At 73.1% G+C, this 14,106-nt stretch carries 11 protein-coding genes and 1 tRNA gene; 5 read left to right on the plus strand and 7 right to left on the minus strand.

Features of this window, described 5'->3' with window-relative positions; translation table 11 throughout:
• A partial coding sequence (locus tag ACR807_RS29435; protein ID WP_438924703.1) for an ATP-grasp domain-containing protein occupies positions 1–1,073 on the plus strand: 1,073 nt, incomplete at its 5' end.
• 441 nt (positions 1,074–1,514) lie between these two features.
• A tRNA-Leu gene (locus tag ACR807_RS29440) sits at positions 1,515–1,588 on the plus strand.
• A gap of 137 nt (positions 1,589–1,725) precedes the next feature.
• On the opposite strand, the gene ACR807_RS29445 is transcribed toward ACR807_RS29440, so the two are convergent.
• The 6 genes from ACR807_RS29445 to ACR807_RS29470 form a co-directional block, all read right to left on the minus strand.
• The gene (locus tag ACR807_RS29445; protein WP_438924704.1) at positions 1,726–3,357 is read right to left on the minus strand and encodes a DUF885 domain-containing protein; all 1,632 of its coding nucleotides are present in this window, start codon (positions 3,355–3,357) and stop codon (positions 1,726–1,728) included.
• Positions 3,358–3,428: 71 nt separating this feature from the next.
• A complete protein-coding gene (locus ACR807_RS29450) occupies positions 3,429–4,076 on the minus strand; it encodes a LuxR C-terminal-related transcriptional regulator (RefSeq protein ID WP_438924705.1) in 648 nt (215 codons plus the stop codon).
• On the minus strand, positions 4,028–5,308 hold the full coding sequence (locus ACR807_RS29455; protein WP_438924706.1) for a sensor histidine kinase: 1,281 nt from the start codon (positions 5,306–5,308) through the stop codon (positions 4,028–4,030). Before ACR807_RS29455 ends, ACR807_RS29450 begins: the two co-directional genes overlap by 49 nt.
• A 76-nt stretch (positions 5,309–5,384) precedes the next feature.
• Complete coding sequence (locus ACR807_RS29460; RefSeq protein ID WP_438924707.1) at positions 5,385–6,551, minus strand: polysaccharide deacetylase family protein; 1,167 nt, start codon at positions 6,549–6,551, stop codon at positions 5,385–5,387.
• Between the two features lie 46 nt (positions 6,552–6,597).
• Entirely contained in the window at positions 6,598–7,323 is a 726-nt protein-coding gene (locus tag ACR807_RS29465) for a class F sortase (RefSeq protein ID WP_438924708.1), read from the minus strand.
• A gap of 19 nt (positions 7,324–7,342) precedes the next feature.
• Positions 7,343–8,770 (minus strand): MSCRAMM family protein, encoded by a 1,428-nt coding sequence (locus ACR807_RS29470; protein ID WP_438924709.1) that lies wholly within the window; start codon positions 8,768–8,770, stop codon positions 7,343–7,345.
• A gap of 231 nt (positions 8,771–9,001) precedes the next feature.
• Here ACR807_RS29470 and ACR807_RS29475 point away from each other — a divergent pair, with 231 nt between their 5' ends.
• On the plus strand, positions 9,002–9,826 hold the full coding sequence (locus tag ACR807_RS29475; RefSeq protein ID WP_438924710.1) for a Bax inhibitor-1/YccA family protein: 825 nt from the start codon (positions 9,002–9,004) through the stop codon (positions 9,824–9,826).
• A gap of 196 nt (positions 9,827–10,022) precedes the next feature.
• Here ACR807_RS29475 and ACR807_RS29480 read toward each other — a convergent pair whose 3' ends face one another.
• Positions 10,023–11,243, minus strand: a complete 1,221-nt coding sequence (locus ACR807_RS29480) for an acetyl-CoA C-acetyltransferase (protein ID WP_438924711.1) — start codon at positions 11,241–11,243, stop codon at positions 10,023–10,025.
• Between the two features lie 164 nt (positions 11,244–11,407).
• On the opposite strand from ACR807_RS29480, the gene ACR807_RS29485 reads away from it, so the two are divergent.
• Both ACR807_RS29485 and ACR807_RS29490 read left to right on the plus strand, forming a co-directional pair.
• Positions 11,408–12,778 carry a cystathionine beta-synthase gene (locus ACR807_RS29485; RefSeq protein ID WP_438924712.1) on the plus strand — a complete coding sequence of 457 codons (1,371 nt, stop codon included), beginning with the start codon at positions 11,408–11,410 and terminating at the stop codon, positions 12,776–12,778.
• A 116-nt stretch (positions 12,779–12,894) separates the two neighbouring features.
• Positions 12,895–14,097, plus strand: a complete 1,203-nt coding sequence (locus ACR807_RS29490) for an RDD family protein (protein ID WP_438924713.1) — start codon at positions 12,895–12,897, stop codon at positions 14,095–14,097.
• The last annotated feature ends 9 nt before the right edge of the window (positions 14,098–14,106 follow it).

Raw genomic sequence — 14,106 nt, forward strand, 5'->3', positions numbered from 1 at the left:
CCGTCCCGCCGGTCCCGCCCACCCCGCTGCTGCTGCAAGGCCAGGACTACCTCTTCCGCTCCCAGCCGAAGAACCTGGACTTCCAGGAGCAGGTGCACAAGCTCGGGATGGTCGACGAGGGCGACGGCAGCCCGGTGCCGTGCGTGCTGGTCCTGGCCCGCGCGGCCGACATGGAGATGAACGAGCTCTCCATCGCGCTCGCCGAGCGGGGCATCCGGATGGCCCGCATCGACGCCGACCGCTCGACGGACCTCCCCCTCACCGTCTACACCGACCAGCCCCTGCTGGAGCTGGACCGCTGGCTGCTGCGCCCGCTGCTGGTGTGGCGCAGGCACTTCGAGCTGGCGTCCATCCCGGTCGAGCCCGGCACGCTCGCCGGCGCCTACGCCGTGGACCAGTGGGGCGCGGTGGCGAACTGGCTGTCCAGCCGCGGCGACTGGGCGCACGTCAACCCCAGCCGCGCGACTGCCCACCTCGACCGGCTCACCCAGCTGTCCGACGCCGCCGCGTTCGGCCTGCGGGTGCCGCGCACCGCGGTGACCACCCGGCCCGGCCGCACCCGCCCCGGCGGCGCGCGGTGCATCGTCAAGACCTCCGGCCGCCACCTGCTCGAACCCCGCCCGGGGATGCAGCACGGCCTGTTCCCGCGCCCGCTGGAGACCAGCCGCGCCGGTGACGTGCCCGAGTCCGCGCCGGTGATCGTGCAGGAGTACGTGCCGTCCGAGACCGAGCTGCGGGTGTTCGTGGTCGGCGAGGAGTGCCTGGCCTTCCAGGTGGACAAGCTGGACCCGGCGCAGCTGTGGGTGGACCCCGGCGCGGTCCGGGTGAGCCCGGTCGACGTGCCGCGCGGGCTGACCGACCGGCTGCTGGCGCTGGCGCGGCACTGGCGGCTCCAGGTGGCCGCGTTCGACCTGCTCGTCTCGGGCGGCGACCACGTGTTCCTGGAGGTCAACGTCAACTGCGACTGGCGCTGGTTCGAGCACCGGGCGGGGGACGACCAGGTGTCCCGCGCGGTGCACGGGTGGGTGGCGGCGCGCTTCAAGGAGCTCCTGGGTGCGGGCAGAGGTCGCTGAGCGCGCGACGCCGTCCCACCGGGGCGGCGCCGCGGTCCGGGGCGACCACCCCCACCACCGCCGGTCCGCGCTCCGCGGGACCGCGGAGCCGCCGGCCCTCTCGTGCACCGGTGTCCCCGAACGGACGAGGTGGCGCCGCGACACGCCGTGCGCGCAGCGCGTTGTCCGAATGCGTGCGACCCGCGTGGATGCGGGTCACTTGTCGCGCACCGCATATCTGGTTGCTCCGACTCCCCGTTTTGGTATCGGCTTCTCCGCACCATTGCGGTATGGATCGGCAGAACGCACTCTTGGCTGTGACGCTTATCACGAAGTCGTACTTGGGATGAGCGCGCCGGGTCCATTACCCGAATGAGCGCATAGCGGAACGCATTGAGCCGTGCGGGCGACTTGTTGTGAACCTGCCCCACGAACGCTGGGTAACGGCTTAAGCTCCCCGCTGCCCCCGTAGCCCAATAGGTAGAGGCAGGCTCCTTAAAAGAGTCACAGTACGGGTTCGAATCCCGTCGGGGGCACGTCGCGCTTCAGGTCGGGTTCACCCTTCTGCCGGGTGATCGGTCACCGCATCGAGACGCGGGGACTCCGTCGCCGGAGTCCCCCGTCACCCGTTCGGAGCAATTCAGGTATCACTCCCGCGTATCACGGCGGGGTATCAGCCCTGGGCGCGCACCCATTCCGCGACGACCTCGTCGAGCACGGACAGCGGCAGCGCGCCGCCGCCCAGCACCACGTCGTGGAACGCCCGCACGTCGAACCGGTCGCCCAGCGCCCGCTCGGCACCGTCGCGGACCCGGAGGATCTCCAGCCGGCCCACCATGTACGCCAGCGCCTGGCCGGGCGCGGCGAGGTAGCGGTCGACCTCGTTCTCGATCTCGACGAGCGCCAGCGGCGTGTTCTCCCGCAGGTAGTCCACGCCCCGCTGCCGGCTCCAGCCGTGCGCGTGCAGGCCGGTGTCCACGACCAGCCGCCCGGCGCGCATCGAGTCGAGCGCCAGCATCCCCAGCCGCGCCACGTCCGACGAGTACAGGCCCATCTCGTCGGCCAGCCGCTCGGTGTAGAGGCCCCAGCCCTCCGCGTAGGCGGTGAAGCCGGTGACCCGGCGCAGCAGCGGCAGGTCGGCGAGCCGCTGGGCGAGCGCGATCTGGAAGTGGTGCCCCGGCACGGCCTCGTGGAACGCGATGGCCTCGGCCTGGTAGCGGAACCGCTCGGTCACGCGGTGGGTGTTCGCGAAGTAGGTGCCCTGCCGCGTCCCGTCCAGCGACGGCGGCATGTAGTAGGCGGTGGGCGCGCCCGGCGCGTCGGCGGCGGGCACCGCCTCGACCAGGCACCGCGTCTGCGGCAGCCGGCCGAACCAGCGCGGCGCGGCCTCCTCCGCCCTGGTCACGGCCTCGCGGGCGGCGTCGAGCAGCTCGTCCTCGGACGTCCAGCGCAGCTCCGGGTCGGTGCGCATCCGCTCGAACACCTCGGCCGGGTCGGTCGTGCCGAACACCCGCCCGCCCAGCTCGGCGTACTCGTCGCGGAGCTTCGCCATCAGGTCCAGGCCGGTGCGGTGCAGCTCCTCCGGCGTGCGGTCGGTCGTGGTCTGCACGCGGGCCAGCGCCGCGTACGTCGCGTCGCCGCCGGGCAGCCAGGTCAGGCCCGCCCGGTCCTCGGGCCGGCCCTCGATGCCCGCGATCGCGTCGCGGTAGGCGGCGAACGCGGGCCGCACGACCTCGGCCAGCAGGCGGTCCCGCTCGGCGCTGAACGCCTCGCCGCCCCGGGGGCGGGCCAGCGGGTCCTCGTCGGCGGCCAGGTAGCGGTCCAGGTGCGCCACGGCCGCCTCGACCAGGTGCCGCACGGGCGTGCGGCCGGCCGCCGCGCCGTCCAGGTGCCGCCGCGCCACCCGGCGCAGGAACTCCGGCAGCGCGGCCAGCCGGTCCAGGTAGGCCCGCTCGGCCTCCTCGTCCGGCAGCGCGGTCGTCGGCATCACCGCCAGCACCTCGCCGGCGGGCGCGAAGAACGAGTCGGTGATCGTGTACTCGACGCCGCGCGCGTCGACCAGGTCGACCACCGCCTCGGCCTGCCGCACGACGACCGAGCGGGTCACCGGGTCGTCGTCGGCGGGCAGCGCGCGGGCCCGCGCGACGATGTCCAGGGCGCGTGCCCGGACCGCCTGCTCGGTGTCCGCGCGGTGGTCGGGCAGGAGGTGGTCGTACCCCGGCACGCCGTTCGCCGTCGCGCCCAGCGGCGACTGCGACAAGACCAGGTCGAGCAGTTCGCCGGCCAACTCCGCGGTGGTGCCCATGTGCTCCCCTTGTCCGTGGTGGAACCTTGTCCGTGGTGGGAACCGGAATGGTACTTAGCCTAAGAAACGATTTAGACGCGGTCCAAATACGCGAGGACCGCGAGCACCCGCCGGTTGTCGTCCCCGGACATCGGCAGCCCGAGCTTCCCGAAGATGTTCGTGATGTGTTTGCCCACCGCTTTCTCCGTCACGAACAGCCGGGACGCGATCGCGCCGTTGGAACGGCCCTCCGCCATCAGCGAGAGCACTTCCCGCTCGCGCGGCGTCAACGTCGTCAGCGGTCGGTCGCGCGCACCCCGCGCGAGCAGTTGCGTGACGACTTCCGGGTCCATCGCGGTACCGCCCGCGGCGACCCGGCGGATCGCGTCGACGAACTGCCGCACGTCCGACACCCGGTCCTTGAGCAGGTAGCCGACCGCGCCGCCCCGGTCGGAGAGCAGTTCCCGCGCGTACAGCTGCTCGACGTACTGGGAGAGCACCAGCACGGGCAGGCCGGGCACCCGCTTGCGCGCCTCGATCGCCGCGCGCAGCCCCTCGTCGGTGAACGTCGGCGGCAGGCGCACGTCGACCACCGCCACGTCCGGGCGGTGGTCGAGGAGGGCGTCGAGGAGCGCGGGACCGGAGTCGACCGCCTCGACGACGTCGAAGTCGTACGCCCGGAGCAGCCGGATCAGGCCGTCCCGGAGGAGGACGAGGTCTTCACCGAGGACAACCCGCACGGCAGCTCCATGGTCACGACGGTCGGCCCGCCCACCGGGCTCGCGATCCCGAGTCTGCCGTCGAACGCGGCCAGCCGTCGCTCGATCCCCCGCAACCCGCCGCCCTCGGCGGGCTCCGCGCCGCCGCGCCCGTTGTCGCCGATCACCAGGACCAGCCGGCCGCCCTCGTGCCGGACGCGGACCCACGCGCCGGTCGCGCCGCTGTGCTTGGCCGAGTTCGTCAGGGTCTCCGCGACCGCGAAGTAGGCGGCCGACTCGACCGGGGCCTCGGGGCGGCCGTCCAGCTCCAGGTCCACCTCCACCGGCAGCGGGTGCGCCAGGGCCAGGGCGCGCAGCGCGCCGTCGAGGCCGCGGTCGGCGAGCACCGGCGGGTGGATGCCGCGCACGAGGCCGCGCAGCTCGGCCAGCGCCTGCGACGACGACTGCCGGGCCTCGGCGAGCAGCCCGCGGGCCGCGTCCGGGTCGCGGGCCAGCAGCTCCTCCGCCATGCCCAGGCTCATGCCGAGCGCCACCAGCCGGGCCTGCGCGCCGTCGTGCAGGTCGCGCTCGATGCGGCGCAGCTCGGCGGCCTGGGCGTCGACCGTGTCGGCGCGCGAGTCGGCCAGGACCCGGACCCGGTCGGTGAGCGCGGCCGTCGCGCCGGGCGCGAGCAGCCACCGGGTGACGCGGGCGTGCAGCAGGGCGGCGCGCGGGGTGGCCCACCAGGCCGCCGCCAGGTAGCCGGCGCCCATCAGCGGGGCCAGCACGAAACCCCCCGGCGTGCGGCCGTCGACGAGGCTGAAGTCCACCTGCTCCTCGCCGAGCAGCCACAGCACGGGTGTCAGCACGCCGAGCGGCCCGCCCAGCCACAGCACCGCCGGCAGCACGCCGCAGAGCACGCCGAGGACCGCGTTCACCGGCAGGAACGCCAGGTCGCGCCACGTCGCCGGGTCGGTGGCGACCGTGCGGACCCGGGTCATCGGCCCCCGGTTCGCGGGCCGCCGGTAGGGCGACGGGACCTCCTCCCCGAGCACGCCCCCGGCCCAGCGGCGGGCGTGCCCCGCGTAGCCGCGGGCCGCGGCGGTCGCCAGCAGCAGCAGCGGCACGCCGACGGTCACCAGGATCAGCGGGTAGGTGACGAGCTGGAGCGGCACGAGCAGCAGCCCGACCAGGCACAGCGGCGTCCGCGCGAGCCCCCGCGCGGCCTGGGTCAGCCGGGCGCGGGCGCCGCGCACGAGGTCGTGGTCCGTCATGGCCGGGATTCTCCCGGCCGGCCCGCGCGGACGCGGTGGGGCTAACCCCCCGATCCCGGCGCGGCCCCGCCGGGCGTCAGTTGCGCGCGGCCGGGTTGCGGCGCAGCTGGTCCAGCACCACCGGGTCCTGCAACTGCATCCACTGCACGACCTCGGTGTAGGTGGCGCACACCGTCTCCGGCTTCGCGCACACCTCGCCCAGGAACCCCTCCACCGCGCCGCTGAACGCGCCGCCCGCCCACTCGTTGAAGTGGTTGCCGATCACGACCGGCGCGCGGTTGCCGTTGAACGCCTCCTGGTACACCGAGCGGTAGGTGTCCAGCACGATCCGCGTGAAGTCCGCGGCCCGGTGCGGCTCCTCCCGCGCGCCGTTGAGCGCGTACCAGAGGTTGTAGTCCATCATCACGACCTGCTTGCCCAGGGCGGGCACGCGGACCTCGGGCATCGGGAACTCCCACACGCCGTCCCGCACGAAGGGCCACACCACGCCCAGGCTCACGTGGCTGGTGTCGTAGACCAGGCCGTGCTGCCGCATCGCCGGGAACGCCTCGTCCCAGTTCCCCTCCAGGCACGGGGTGCGCCCGCCGCGCACGGTCGCCGGGTCGAGCGCGAAGCCCTGCCGCCGGGCCTTCTCCACGATGGCGAAGAACTGGTCCAGCTCGCGGTTCCACTGCTCGGTGTTCCAGCTCCCCACGTTCGGCTTGTCCGCCTCGCAGTAGTGGCCGTTGTAGTGGGTGCCGATCTCGTGGCCGGCGGCGATCGCGGCGTTGAGGTAGTCGATCCGCAGCGCCACGTCGGCGGGCGACCCGCCGAAGCCGATCGACGAGTAGCCCGGCTCGTGGCCGGGGCCGGTGTAGGTCCCGGCGTCCTGGTCCGCGACCAGGTACACGCCGGACAGCAGACCGGTGACGTGCGCGTCCACGCTCGCGGCCAGCGGCATGATCCGGTCCCAGTGCTCCTTCGACGCCGCGCCGTCGAAGGAGAACAGCACGAACTGGGGCGGCCTCTCGCCGGGCTGCATCCGCCGCATCCAGGACGGCGGGGCGGCGGGCATCGGCACCGTCGGCGGGGCGGCCGAGGGGGTGGTGCCGCCGGTGGCGCGCGGCGCCATCGGCAGCGGGGCGGCGAGGTCGCCGACGTCGGTGGTCGGTCCCGGCTCGCGGGCGCCCAGCACGGCGAGCACCACGAGCGTGAGCGCCAGCGCGACGCCCGTCGAGACCCAGCCCCATCGCTTCACAACCACAGGACGACGTGGAGTGGCCGCAGGTTGCCTCCGCGTCACGACGCGGTCACGCCGGGGTCGCGACCACCACGCGGTTCTCCTCGTAGCCGGTGCCGCCGCCGACCCACCGGCCGCCGCACGTGACGAGCACCAGCCGGTGCGGCCCGCGCGGCCCGAACAGCTCGACCGCCCGGTTCGGCAGGTCGTCCTTGCGCACCGCCTCGACCTGCGTGACGGTGAAGGTGTAGGACTTCCCGGCGGTGTCGACGACGGTGACCCGCTGGCCCGCGGCCGAGCGCCACAGCTCGTCGAACGGGCCGGTCATGCCCTTCCAGTTCACGTGCCCGGCCAGGACGGTGGCGCCCTCGGCCGCGCCGAGGTCCACGCCCCACCACGTCGCCTCGCCCACGCCCTCGGGCACCGGCAGGACGCCGTCGGCGGTGACCTCCTCGCGGACCAGCGTCGCCAGGCCGCCCTGCGGGAGCCGGACCGTGCCCGGCCGCTGGGCGGCCGGCTGTTGTTGCTGTTGTTGCGGCGGCTGGTCGGGCTGCGGCGCGGCCGTGGGCGTCCGGTCCGGGGCCGGGGGCGGCGAGGCGGGCGCGTTCGCCCCGACGGGCATCCCGGCCAGGTCCACGCCCCGGCCGGAGCGGGAGCTGTCACCCAGCGGGTGCGGCACGACGGCGTCCGCCGGGGCGGGCGCGCCCAGGAGCACGACGTCGCCGGAACGGGTGGCGACGAGCGCGGCGGAGGCGACCAGGGCCGCCACCGCCACGCCGGTCAGCAGTGCCTTCACGCGGTGTCCCGGTTCCCGCTCAGGACCGCCGCGCGATCCGCCGCCGGGCCAGCAGGCCCACCAGCGCGACACCGAGCAGCAGCACGCCGCCGGAGCCGACCAGGGCGCCGGTGCGGACCTCGGTGGTGAACGACGCCGTGGCCACGACCCCGGAGCCGTCCGCGCCGGCCGGGATGGTGATGGGCACGATGGGCTTGTCGGGCTTGTTCTTCATGGACACGGCCAGGGTCTGCCCGGGTTCCACCCGCCCGCACGCCTTCGGCGGCGCGTTCGGGTCGAAGTGCTCCTGGTAGCCCTTGGCCGCCGCGACCTCGATCACGCAGATCTCCTGCGGGGTGCGCAGGTCCGGCACGGTCGCCAGGCCGTCCGCGCCCGTCTGGAGCACGACCGGCTGGCCCTCGGGACCGGTCAGGTCGGTGTCGTCCTGCCGCTTCGCCGGGGACCTGCCGTCGGCGGCGGTGATCTTCAGCGCCGTGCCCGCGACGGCCTTGCCGGTCTCCTCGTCGGTCTTGGCGACCTGCACCGCGCCGGGCGCGGTCTTCGCCGTGGTCGTCGCGTTCGCGGCCAGCGGCTGCTCGCCGCCCGTCGTGACGATCCGCTGCATCGAGACGTTGTTCGCGGGCACCCGCACGCGCGGCCGCTCGGCCGGGCCGTTGAGCGAGACGCTGAACGACGGGTTCGGGCCGGTCGGCACGACCTTCACGGCGAGCGCCTTGCCGTCGGTCGGCGTGGTGAGCTGCCCGGAGGCCGAGCCGTCCTCCAGCGTGGCGTCCGTCAGCTGCACGGTCACCGGCAGGCCGGTGACGTGACCGCCCGCGGTCTTGGTGATGTCCACCACCCACGTGTCGGGGCTGCCGATGACCTGCTCGCCCTCGGGGGCGCTCACCCTGGCCGCCCACGGCCCGCGGTTGGCCTCGGCGTCGGCGCGCAGCCGGTCCACGGCCGCCTGCGCCTGCCCGAACGCGGGCTTGCCCAGCTCGTCGTAGTGGAACCGCTCGTTGTAGGCGATGTGCCGGAAGTCGCTGTTCCCGTCGAGCGAGATGCCCCGGGCGGGGTCCTCGAACGCGGTCCACGAGTGCAGCAGGTGCGCCAGCGCGGCGGCCTCGTCGTACGACTCGGTGTTCGCGTACCGGAGCAGCAGGTAGGAGATGTTCGCGGCGACCTCGGGGGACAGCGGCGCGCCGCCCTTGGACAGGAGTTCGTCGCCGTCCTTGTACTCGACGTCGCTGTCGGGTGCGAGCAGCGAGTACTGCACGCACCAGACGCGCTGCCCGTTCCACTCGTAGGAACCGAGCCAGTCGCCCTCGCCTGCGGGCTTGCCGTTGTAGCCCTGAGCGGCGACCTCGTACCCGATGCCCTCCTCGGGGGCGGCGTTCGCGGCGGCGGGCAGGGTGAGCAGGGCCACGCCGGCGGCCAACGCGGCACCGGCGAGTCGTCTCCGCCTCATGATCGTCAATTACCCCTCGGGCGCGTCGTAAGAGCTGCCGCAGGCAGCCTTACGGGTGGGTGATCGCCAGGACAAGCCTCCAGCGGGGTGGAACGCCGACTACGCTCCGCCACGCGGGGTGTGGATGAGAGATCGACAGCCCGAGTAAAGTCACTTTTACCCGACGGGAACGAATCGACTCGTGTGGTCGTTGGACCCCGTGACGGCGTAAGAACGCCACAGGAGGACGAGGTGCGCACCACCAGCAACCCCGCGTTCCGCAACCTGCCGACAGGCGGCGGACAGCAGGCAGCAGGATTCGGCCAGCCCTACGGACAGCCGTACGGCCAGCAGTACGGCACCGAGCAGTACGGCGGCTACCAGGGCGCGCCGCCGGTCGCCGGCGAGCGCCCGATCACCATCGACGACGTGGTGACCAAGACCGCGATGACGCTCGCGGTCACCCTGGTCACCGGCTTCATCTCGGCGTGGCTGGTGCTGTCCGGCCAGGTCGCGCCGTTCGCGCTGATGCTGCCGGGTCTCATCATCGGCCTGGTCGTGTCGCTGGTCATCATCTTCAAGCGGAAGCCGAGCGCTCCGCTGGTGCTGACCTACGCGGCGGCCGAGGGCGTGTTCCTCGGTGGCATCACCGGCGTGTTCGAGAGCTTCTTCCCGGGCATCGCCCTGCAGGCCATCCTCGGCACGTTCGGCGTCTTCGGCGCGATGCTCGTGGTCTACAAGACCGGTGCGATCCGCGTCACGCCGCGCCTGACCAAGTGGATCATCGGCGCGGTCGTGGGCGTCGCCGTGCTGATGCTCGGCAACCTGGTGCTCAGCCTGTTCGGCGTGAACTCGGGCCTGCGCGACGGCAGCCCGCTCGCCATCGGCTTCTCGCTCCTGGTGATCGGCATCGCCGCGTTCAGCTTCCTGCTCGACTTCGAGTCGGCGAACGAGATGATCCGCTCGGGCGTGCCGGCCAAGTGGGCGTGGTGGGCGGCGTTCGGCCTGATGACCACCCTCGTGTGGCTCTACCTGGAGATCCTGCGCCTGCTGTCCTACCTCCAGAGCAGCGACTGACCTCCCGCTCCTGAACGACCGAGGGCGCCCCGGCCACCAGCCGGGGCGCCCTCCGCTTTCCCGAGAGTCCAACGCCCAGACCCCGAGAGTCCTACGCCCAGACCCCGAGAGTCCTACGCTCGCGACCCGAGAGTCCTACGCTCGCGACCCGAGAGTCCAACGCTCAGGACCCCTGAGTTCTGCGTTCGTGACCAGGTCAGCTGAGGCGCTCGATGACCATGGCCATGCCCTGCCCGCCGCCGACGCACATGGTCTCCAGGCCGAACTGCTTGTCGTGGAACCGCAGCGAGTTGATCAACGTCGTGGTGATCCGCGCGCCGGTCATGCCGAACGGGTGGCCCACCGCGATCGCGCCGCCGTTGACGTTCAGCCGGTCCAGGTCGATGCCCAGGTCCCGGTACGACGGGATGACCTGCGCGGCGAACGCCTCGTTGATCTCGACCAGGTCGATGTCGCCGATGGTGAGCCCGGCGAGCGCGAGCGCCCGCTTGGACGCCTCCACCGGCCCCAGGCCCATGATCTCCGGCGACAGCCCCGACACGCCGGTGGACACGATCCGCGCCAGCGGCGTGATGCCCAGCTCCTTCGCCCTGGTGTCGCTCATGATCACCAACGCCGCCGCGCCGTCGTTGAGCGGGCAGCAGTTGCCCGCGGTGACCCGGCCGTCGGGGCGGAACACCGGCTTGAGCCCGGACACGCCCTCCAGGGTGACGCCGGCGCGGGGGCCGTCGTCGGCGGACACCGTGCTGCCGTCGGGCAGGGTGACGGGGGTGATCTCGCGGGCCCAGAAGCCGTTGGCGATGGCCTTCTCGGCGAGGTTCTGCGAGCGGACGCCGAACTCGTCCATCTCCTCGCGGGACACGCCCTTGACGCGGGCGAGGTTCTCCGCGGTCTGGCCCATGGCGATGTAGACGTCGGGCAGCGAGCCGTTCGCGCGCGGGTCGACCCACTCGTCCGCGCCGGTCTGCGCGGTGGCGGCGGTGCGGCCCTCGGCCTCGGCGAACAGCGGGTTGTGCGTGTCCGGCCACGAGTCCGAGGAGCCGCGGGCGAAGCTGGAGACGGTCTCGACGCCCGCGCTGACGAACACGTCGCCCTCGCCGGCCTTGATGGCGTGCAGCGCCATGCGGGTCGTCTGCACGCTGGACGCGCAGTAGCGGGTGACGGTGGTGCCGGGCAGGGTGTCGTACCCGGCGAGCACGGCGACGACGCGGGCCATGTTGAAGCCCTGCTCACCGCCGGGCAGGCCGCAGCCGAGCATGAGGTCGTCGATGTCGGCGGGGTCCAGCTCCGGGACCTTCGCCAGCGCGGCCTTGAGGACCTGCACGGTGAGGTCGTCGGCGCGCACATCCTTGAGCGATCCCTTGCCCGCGCGCCCGATGGGCGACCGGGCGGCGGAGACGATCACGGCTTCCGGCATTACGGAACTCCTTTGTTTCGCCGCGGCGTGTGACGTGCAGCCTAGTTAACGCTTGTTCAGCGCGGCCACCACTCGTGACGAACGACGCCGCGCCGCTGCACCGGCCGTCCACCGCCTCCGCGATATACGCTCAGCACGTCATCTCAAGAAGTGGAAGGGCCGTCGTGGAGTACGTCGAGAGCGTCGTCGACCTGGTCGGCAACACCCCGCTGGTGAAGCTGAACGCGGTGGCCGAGGGGCTCCGGCCGCTCGTCCTGGCCAAGATCGAGTACCTCAACCCCGGTGGCAGCGTGAAGGACCGCATCGCGCTGCGCATGGTCGAGGCCGCCGAGCGCAGCGGCGAGCTGAAGCCCGGCGGCACGATCGTCGAGCCCACCTCGGGCAACACCGGCGTCGGCCTGGCGCTCGTGGCCCAGCAGAAGGGCTACAAGTGCGTCTTCGTCTGCCCCGACAAGGTGTCGGTGGACAAGCGCAACGTGCTCAAGGCGTACGGCGCCGAGGTCGTCGTGTGCCCCACGGCCGTCCCGCCCGAGCACCCCGACTCCTACTACAACGTCTCCGACCGGCTCGTCGCCGAGATCCCCGGCGCCTGGAAGCCCAACCAGTACGCCAACCCGGAGAACCCCGCCAGCCACTACCACGGCACCGGACCCGAGCTGTGGCGGCAGACCGAGGGCCGCATCACCCACTTCGTCGCGGGCGTCGGCACCGGCGGCACCATCTCCGGCACCGGCCGCTACCTCAAGGAAGCCTCCGGCGGCCGGGTCAAGGTCATCGGCGCCGACCCCGAGGGCTCCGTCTACTCCGGCGGCACCGGCCGCCCCTACCTCGTCGAGGGCGTCGGCGAGGACTTCTGGCCCGACGCCTACGACCGCACCGTGTGCGACGACATCGTCGCCGTGTCCGACGCCGACTCCTTCGAGCTGACCCGCCGCCTCGCCCGCGAGGAGGGCCTCCTCGTCGGCGGCTCCTGCGGCATGGCCGTCGCCGCCGCCCTGCGCGTCGCCGAGGACGCCGGCCCCGACGACGTCATCGTCGTCCTGCTGCCCGACGGCGGCCGCGGCTACCTGTCGAGCGTCTTCAACGACAAGTGGATGGCCCAGTACGGCTTCCTGTCGCCCGACACCTCCGGCGCCACCGTCGGCGACGTGCTGCGCCGCAAGGACGGCACCGTGCCCGACCTCGTGCACGGCCACCCCAACGAGACGGTCGCCGAGGCCGTCGCGATCATGCGCGAGTACGGCGTGTCCCAGATGCCCGTCGTCAACGCCGAACCGCCCGTCATGGCCGCCGAGGTCGCGGGCGCCGTCAACGAGCGCGACCTCCTCGACGCGCTGTTCACCGGCAAGGCGCAGCTGACCGACCGGCTCGACCGGCACATGTCGCCCAAGCTGCCCACCCTCGGCGCGGGCGAGCCGATCAGCTCCGCGATGACCGCACTGTCCTCAGCGGACGGTGCCCTCGTGCTGGAGGACGGCAAGCCCGCCGGCGTCGTCACCCGGCAGGACATCCTGGGTTTCCTCGCAGGTCGCTGAACCGCCGCGGTGCGGACGCGTTGCCCGGTTGCCCGTGGCACGGGCAGCGCGATCCGCTAGCGTTGGGCACCGACTCACTACACCTACGGCCCGTGCCAAGGGGGTTGGAAACTCCGATGAACGCTCCGCAGCCGCCGGGGAACCAGCAGTTCGGCGGTCACAACCAGCAGGAGCAGGGGCAGGGTGCCCAGCCCTCGAACGCCGACGCGACCCAGGTCGTGCCGAGCGGCGGGCAGCCCCCTGCGTTCCCGCCCCCGGAGGCCACCCAGGTGGTCCCCACCACCGGCCAGCAGCCCGCGGGCAACGCCGACACCACGCAGGTCGTGTCGTCCGGTGCCCAGCAGCCGCCCACCCCCGGCTTCGGCCAGCAGCAGCAGCCCGGCTCCGGCGGCTTCCCGGCGCAGCCCGCGTCGGCGTCCGGCGGCTTCCCCGCGCAGCAGCCGCCCCCCTACGGCCAGCCGCCCGCCCAGTACGGCCAGCAGCCCTACGGCCAGCAGCCCGCGCAGTACGGTCAGCAGCAGCCTTACGGCCAGCAGCCCGCGCAGTACGGCCAGCAGCCCGGGTACGGCCAGCAGCAGCAGTGGGGCGCGCAGCCCGGCTACGGCCAGCCCGCCGGGTACGGCCAGCCCGCCGGCTACCCGGCGCCCGCCGGCGGCTACGCCGAGTGGGGTTCCCGCGTCATGGGCTTCCTCGTCGACGGCCTGGCGCCCGGTGTCGTCGTCGCCGCCCTGGTCCTCATCACCCTCGCCGTCGGCGACCCGACGCTGACGCTGATCGTCGGCGGCATCGGGTACCTGGCGGTCATCGCCTTCGTCATCTACAACACGCTGTACCTCCAGGGCACCACCGGCCAGTCGTACGGCAAGAAGATCGCGAAGATCAAGCTGGTCAGCGAGGAGACCGGCCAGCCCGTCGGCTTCGGCAACGTGTTCGTGCGCCAGCTCTGCCACATCGTCGACGGCATCCCCTGCTACGCGGGCTACTTCGCGCCGCTGTGGGAGCCGAAGAAGCAGACGTGGGCCGACAAGATCATGAAGACGGTCGTGGTGAACGCGCCGGAGTCGGCGTCGGCGTCGGCGTCGCCCGGCGGTTACGGCCAACCGGGCCAGCCGGGTCAGCAGCAGGGGCAGCAGCCGCAGCAGTCCGGGCAGTACGGCCAGTACGGCCAGCCGGGCCAGCAGCCCGGTCAGCCCGGCCAGCAGGCGTACGGCCAGCAGCCCTACGGCCAGCCGGGGCAGTACGGCCAGCAGCAGCCGGGCCAGTACGGCCAGCCGGGGCAGCAGCCCGGTCAGTACGGCCAGCAGCCGCCGCAGTGGTGAGCTGATCGC

The organism is Saccharothrix sabaoui (genome assembly GCF_051756985.1).
GTDB lineage: Bacteria > Actinomycetota > Actinomycetes > Mycobacteriales > Pseudonocardiaceae > Actinosynnema.

Coding starts and splice junctions, on each gene's coding strand:
- ACR807_RS29445 (WP_438924704.1), bottom strand. CDS start 3,357: ATGGGCACCACCGCGGAGTTGGCCGGCGAACTGCTCGACCTGGTCTTG.
- ACR807_RS29455 (WP_438924706.1), bottom strand. CDS start 5,308: ATGACGGACCACGACCTCGTGCGCGGCGCCCGCGCCCGGCTGACCCAG.
- ACR807_RS29470 (WP_438924709.1), bottom strand. CDS start 8,770: ATGAGGCGGAGACGACTCGCCGGTGCCGCGTTGGCCGCCGGCGTGGCC.
- ACR807_RS29480 (WP_438924711.1), bottom strand. CDS start 11,243: ATGCCGGAAGCCGTGATCGTCTCCGCCGCCCGGTCGCCCATCGGGCGC.
- ACR807_RS29490 (WP_438924713.1), top strand. CDS start 12,895: ATGAACGCTCCGCAGCCGCCGGGGAACCAGCAGTTCGGCGGTCACAAC.